The following is a 6,460-nucleotide window of genomic DNA, read 5'->3' on the forward strand; positions in this document are numbered from 1 at the left end:
AACTCAGTCAAGTTATGTTTTAGTTATTCAAAAGTTATATAAAATTTCGCTTATTTTTTATCATTTGTTCAATTTAACTTCAAGTTATAAAATAAAAAGCCACAAAAATGTGGCTTTTTATTGAAATCGTTTAGCTGATGAAAAACATTAAAAAATTAGTGATTCGGCTGTCCATATTGATCCGCCATCACTTCGACCAATTGATCGAGATGGATATATTTTTTAATGGCTTGATCGACATCTGCCTTGGTCAAGTTGGCAATCGCTTGATCGCGCTTTTTACGGAATAATAAATCACGGTCTCGCTCCAACTGTGAGGTCAGCATTTGATGAATATTCCGCTCATCTTCCAAAGCCGTAACTCGGTTTTTCAGAATATCCGCTTTCGCCGCTTCCAACTCTTGTTCAGTTACTCCACGATCTACCAATTCTTGCAACACCTTATGCACTGACTGAGAGACTTGCTCAGCTTTACCTGCGGTGTAATTGGCATCGATACTCAATGCACCTGAATTGACCCAATCATCCAACTGAATTTCACTGCCAAAACCATACACCAAAGCATTCTTCTCGCGTAATTCCTGTGCCAGACGTGAAGACAACTGCGAATCACCAAGAATATAACTAAAGACCAGCATAGCAGGTGCATCGGGATGATCCTCACCCAATGGGAAGGTCAGCAAACTCTGATAGCTCCCAAACTCACGCTGCTCCGACAACACATGCTTCTTCTGCGCTTTATACGGTGTATATTCAGAAGTGAGTTGTGCATATGCTTGCGTGCCTTTCCAATTTCCAAACTGTTGTTTGATGGTTCGCAACATTTTCTTGGCATCAAACTCACCCGTCACCGCAATTTGCGCGTTATTCATGGCAAAAAATTGTTGATACAACTGCTTCACTTGCGCATTCGTAGAAGCTTGGTATTGCTTCTTGGCATATTCAGGTTCAAAGTGATAACGTAAATCCCCTTGCGGATAGATTTCGATTAAACGGGCAATGGTCAGTGCGGCGACTGTTTCAGGTTCCGTATAGGGACGGTTTAAACTGGACAGCGTTTGCGACTTGATTAAATCAAACTGCGACTGTTCAAACTTCGGATTTTTCATGACTTCGACAATATAATTAAAGAAGTCTTCAAACTTTTCCTTTTTCGCCACAATCTGAATGGTCATGCCGTTGCCATTGGATGATGCAGTTGCGGAACCCCCTGCATCAATCGATTTATCGGCAATATCTTGCAGACTGTATTTATCCGAAGCACGGAGCAATAAATAAGAAGTGAAATCAATAATTTCACTTTTGTTCATTAAACTTTGGGCTGTACCAAACTCCACATTAATGGTCGCATAGGTTTTATTGTCACGGGTCGCAACAGGATAAAGCGCATATTTCATGCCATTTTTGAGTGCACCACGTTGAATTTGCTTCTCATTCTTTTCCAAATATTGTTGAGAGCTTGCCACATATTGCGCCACTTCTTGCTGATAGACACTCACATCTTTCAGTGGCTCTGGGGCTTGCGTTTGCTGGTCTAAAGTCTGCTTTGGCGCCTTTGCCTGCTGTTGTTGCATGGCTTTCTTCTGATCTTCTGGGGTCGGCTGAATATCACCGGTAATACGATGCTCTTTGACCAAGAACTGGTTCAAGGTCTGATTAACCTCATTCAAACTAAGGTTTCGAATATTATTCAGATCGACATAGTACTGATCCCAGCGCCCCTGACTCGCCACAAAATAATCTGCCAAACGTGAACCCAATGCCGCAGAGTTACTTTGAATACTGTCTGCCTGATTTTGAATCAAACTTTTTACCCGTTTCAGCTCAGTTTCATTAAAGGCTTGAGTCTTTTCTACCCCTTGATCAAGTGCCTGATCGACTTGCTCGGCATCATGATTCGGCGCATACATTGCCCCCATAAACACCAAATTAAAATCACGATCGAGCCATGTGGTTGCCTGTACCATGGTACTGGTGCCTGTTTCCACCATGCTTTGATACAAATGTCCGCTCGGCTGCATGGTATATAACAATGGTGACAAGGCTAATGCAGGTTTGATCTTGTCATTTTTTCCATTCAGGTAAATATTGAACTTGGCGAGATCACTGCCTTTTGCCACAGTAAATTCACGCTGCTTGATTTTACTGGCATCCAGCATAGGCACTTGAGCCTGAGCCGGAATTTGACGTGCAGGAATGGCACTAAATTGCTGATCAATCTGTTTTAACACTTGTGCCTTGTCAAATTTACCCGCAATCACCATGGCTGCATTATTCGGTGCATACCACGAGCGATAGAACTGATTCAGTTCGTTCATTTTAATGGACTGCAATTCGTTTAAATCGCCAATTGGTAAACGTCCTAAATACTGGTTCCCATAAGCCGATTTCCACATCTGATCCATCAACACCGCAAAAGGCTGATCCAAACGTACTTCACGCTCACGTTTCACAATCGCAATTTCAGAAGGAACAAACTTTTCTTGCAGTACCAATTTATCCATGCGCTCGGCTTCTAAATGCAAAATTTCATTTAAAGCCGTTTGTTCAGAACGGACAACGTTAATATAGCGGGTTGAATAATAGTCGGTACTGGCATTGGTCATTAAGGTGTATTGATCCAGTCTGCGCTGGAATTCTTCGCCTTTGACATTTTGCGTACCCTTGAATGCAAGGTGTTCTAATAAATGTGCCAAGCCCCCTTTACCTTGCGGATCACTCAATGAACCTGTCAGATAAATGGTGCTCATATAAACTTTATTTTCTTTATCATTCGGCGCCAAAATGACGCGAAAACCGTTATCTAATTTATATTCTTCAATTTGATGATCTGATTTGACCAAAACAGGCTGTGCCCAAGCAGCCGAACTTAAACCAACAAAAAACAGAGAGAAAGTAAGTTTTTTCAACCGCATTAACATGTTAATTCCAATATATTCAGTCATATAAATATTTTATAAGCTGCCTATCTTACGGAATCAAAAATGGGATTTATAGTGAAGTTTTGCAAAGCAACCCTCAGTTTTGAGCGTTGCTTTGTTCGAATATGTTTAATCTAAGAACAACTCTGCCTGCATATAAAGTTTGCCATAGCCTGAAATTTCGATACGTTCCTGATCGACAATTTTGCAATACAATTCACCGCCACGTGCAGAGGCCTGATAAGCAATCAACTCTGTTTTATTCAATCGTTCTGCCCACAATGGTGCAATCGCGGTATGAATTGAACCTGTGACAGGATCTTCATTAATGCCCATAGCAGGCGCGAAATAACGCGAAACACAGTCGTATTGTTCGCCTGTCGCAGTAATCGCAACATCAACACTTGAGCAATGCACGGTAATGGCGGTACGTAATGAACCCAATTGCTTTAACAGTTCTAAGTTTGGTTGCTCATCCAAAACGTCTTGTACAGTTTCATACTCAATGATGAAAGCTTGTTGGTTTAAATACACATTTTTAAACGGTTTGCTGAGTGCCTGAGTTAAGAGTTCAGGATACTCTTCTACTTTTTCTGCACGGCGAAATGGGAAATTCATACAGATTTTGCCATCTTCAGCCTGACTCACAATGAAGATGCCTAAATTTTTGACATGAAAATGAATGGTTTTGGCTGAAGTAAAATCTTTAAACAGTACAAAGCTACTGGCTAAAGTAGCATGTCCACAAAAATCGACTTCGGCAGTTGGCGTGAACCAACGGATTTCAAAATGTTCAGCATCAATCTTTTTTACAAATGCAGTTTCAGACAGATTATTTTCCAAAGCAATATTTTGCATCAGCACTTCATCTAACCATTGCTCCGTCACAATCACTGCCGCAGGATTACCCTTAAATAAAGCATTGCTAAAAGCATCGACTTGATACATTTTCATGATTTTTCTCCATTGTTTCATGCTTATTATGCCGTGACAGCCCAACAATAACAGATACAAATTTATTTGATTTATGGATACAGTTGTTGCATGGCATAAAAAAAGAAAGCCAATATCGCAAATACTGGCTTTCCCATTGATGTCGAAACCGTGAAATTAATTCTCGATTAAATCCACATTTTCTTGTTTGAAAATCGCTTGATCGGTTTGCCCCAAGACTTGACTGGTGACCATACCCGCGGTCATTGAACCATTCACATTCAATGCGGTACGACCCATATCAATCAAAGGTTCAATCGAAATGAGTAATGCCACTAAGGTTACGGGTAAGCCCAACATTGGCAATACAATCAGCGCTGCAAAAGTAGCTCCGCCACCCACACCTGCTACACCGACAGAACTCAGCGTCACCACACAAACCAAAGTCAAAATCCAGATTGGATCGAGAGGATTAATCCCGACCGTTGGCGCAACCATTACCGCCAACATGGCTGGATATAAACCTGCACAACCATTTTGACCAATGGTCGTCCCGAAAGAGGCCGAGAAGCTGGCAATGGATTCAGGCACACCCAAACGACGTGTTTGCGCTTCAATATTCAGTGGGATACTGGCCGCACTTGAACGGCTGGTAAAAGCAAAGGTCAGTACAGGCCAAACCTTTTTAAAGAATTGAACGGGATTCACCCCTGTCATGAGCAAAATCAGTGCATGCACAGCAAACATAATGCCCAATCCAATATAGGATGCTACAAGGAAGCCACCCAAGTTCAGGATGTCTGCCAATTTTGAATTCGCCACAATATTGGTCATTAAGGCAAACACACCATACGGGGTGAGCATCATAATTAAACGGACCAACTTCATGACCCATGCTTGCATAATTTCAATCGCAGCAAGCAATTTTTGCCCTTTCTCTGCATCCGCCTTAATTAAGTTCAAACCTGCAATACCAAGGAACACCGCAAAAATCACCACACTAATAATGGAAGTTGGATGCGCGCCCGTCAGTTCAGCAAATGGATTGGTCGGAATAAAAGACAGGAATAAATCAGGGACTTGTAAATTAGTCACTTGCCCGACATAGTCGGTTTGAATCGCATTCAGACGTTCAGTTTCTTGTGCACCCTGAACCAGACCTGCCGCAGTCAAACCAAAGGCATTGGTCACCACCACACCCACAAAAGCAGCAATAGCCGTTGTGACTAACAATGTACCAATACTAATGAAACTGATTTTGCCCAGCGAACCTGCATCATGCAGTTTAATGACCGCACCTAAAATGGAAACGAAAACCAGTGGCATGACCACCATTTGCAACAGTTTGACGTAGCCTTTACCCACCAAGTTGAACCATTGCACTGACTCTTGCAGCACGGTTGAGCCTGTGCCATACACCAAATGTAAGGCTAAACCGAACACTACCCCCAAGCAGAGACCAGCAAGCACCTTTTTGGCAAGGCTCCAATTGGTATGACGTGTCCGACTTAATAAAAACAGCAATGCCACAAAGAGTATGACATTGATGATTAAGGGCATATTCATGTATTTTCCCTAAATAATGTAACCCTCATTATAAATCAAAATTCAATTCGACTTTTGGCTTTACCTGTCAGCGCTAACCAAGTGTTCAAATTTAGACTACTCCAGCAACAATCAGGGTTATGATATGCCGTAGCAAATACTCTAATTGAATCTAAATATGGCTGACTTCTCCCATCCTCACATTCAACCTGTCGAACTGGCAAAAGCGTACCGTTTACTCAATCATGGTCCAACCGTCTTGGTGTCTGCACAACATGGGCAAGAAAGCAATGTCATGACTGCCGCTTGGGCATGTGCCTTAGAGCTGGTTCCAGCCAAAGTTTCAGTGGTGTTGGATAAAAGCACCAAAACCCGAAAATTAATTGAAGATTCAGGTTATTTTGCGCTACAAGTTCCCACCTTAAAGCAAATTGAGCTGGTACAAGCCTTGGGTTCAACCAGCCAGTTTGATGATCCTGATAAACTCGCACATTGCCATACACCACTGTTTCACTTTGAAGGTTTTGACTTAGCTGTGGTGCAAGGCTGCACCGCTTGGCTAATTTGTAAGTTAATTCCTGAACCACATAACCAGCAAACACATGATTTGTTTATAGGAAAAGTGCTTGCAGCCTATGCAGATGATCGCGTGTTTCGCGATGGACATTGGTATTATCACGAAGCTGATCCTTCGTGGAAAAGTGTGCACCATGTTGCTGGTGGTCATTACTACACCATTGGTGATGCGGTGGATGCCAATAAAAAATAAGTACGCTGATGATATCCTTGCTGCATCATATCGACTAAAGGTGAAAAGTCAGCGATTGTATTTCTCTATTTTTCACCTTATAGTTCAAGTATATTTTTTAAACAATTAGTCAAATTGTATGAACAGGACGTTCTCGGATACAGTCAAGCTTAGTGTATTTCTTTGTTTAAGTATGTGTTTAGGCATTGGTATTTTGCGCTTTTCCTATACCGCCTTATTGCCTTCAACGCGCGAAGCCTATGAATGGAGTCATAATTTTGCCAGTATTTTAGGCAGTGCCAACCTTTTGGGC

5 protein-coding genes are annotated in these 6,460 nt (G+C 41.9%); 2 read left to right on the forward strand and 3 right to left on the reverse strand.

The genetic code is table 11. The features are described 5' to 3' along the window. Positions 1–155: 155 nt before the first annotated feature. The 3 genes from ACWQ4X_RS16505 to ACWQ4X_RS16515 all read right to left on the reverse strand — a co-directional run bounded on the left by ACWQ4X_RS16505 (position 156) and on the right by ACWQ4X_RS16515 (position 5,420). Complete coding sequence (locus ACWQ4X_RS16505; protein ID WP_457904375.1) at positions 156–2,921, reverse strand: M16 family metallopeptidase; 2,766 nt, start codon at positions 2,919–2,921, stop codon at positions 156–158. A 129-nt stretch (positions 2,922–3,050) separates the two neighbouring features. Further along, positions 3,051–3,875 carry a PhzF family phenazine biosynthesis protein gene (locus tag ACWQ4X_RS16510; RefSeq protein ID WP_457904376.1) on the reverse strand — a complete coding sequence of 275 codons (825 nt, stop codon included), beginning with the start codon at positions 3,873–3,875 and terminating at the stop codon, positions 3,051–3,053. A gap of 156 nt (positions 3,876–4,031) precedes the next feature. Further along, complete coding sequence (locus ACWQ4X_RS16515) at positions 4,032–5,420, reverse strand: L-cystine transporter (RefSeq protein WP_142769073.1); 1,389 nt, start codon at positions 5,418–5,420, stop codon at positions 4,032–4,034. Between the two features lie 157 nt (positions 5,421–5,577). On the opposite strand from ACWQ4X_RS16515, the gene ACWQ4X_RS16520 reads away from it, so the two are divergent. Further along, positions 5,578–6,168 (forward strand): flavin reductase family protein, encoded by a 591-nt coding sequence (locus ACWQ4X_RS16520; protein WP_457904377.1) that lies wholly within the window; start codon positions 5,578–5,580, stop codon positions 6,166–6,168. A 118-nt stretch (positions 6,169–6,286) separates the two neighbouring features. Next, on the forward strand, positions 6,287–6,460 hold a 174-nt coding region (locus ACWQ4X_RS16525; RefSeq protein ID WP_457904379.1), incomplete at its 3' end, for a YbfB/YjiJ family MFS transporter.

Source organism: Acinetobacter sp. NigerLNRRAM0016, from assembly GCF_054112845.1.

Excerpts from the sequence above, each read along its gene's own strand:
- ACWQ4X_RS16515 (WP_142769073.1), bottom strand. The coding sequence starts at position 5,420 with ATGAATATGCCCTTAATCATCAATGTCATACTCTTTGTGGCATTGCTG.
- ACWQ4X_RS16520 (WP_457904377.1), top strand. The coding sequence starts at position 5,578 with ATGGCTGACTTCTCCCATCCTCACATTCAACCTGTCGAACTGGCAAAA.
- ACWQ4X_RS16505 (WP_457904375.1), bottom strand. The coding sequence starts at position 2,921 with ATGTTAATGCGGTTGAAAAAACTTACTTTCTCTCTGTTTTTTGTTGGT.
- ACWQ4X_RS16510 (WP_457904376.1), bottom strand. The coding sequence starts at position 3,875 with ATGAAAATGTATCAAGTCGATGCTTTTAGCAATGCTTTATTTAAGGGT.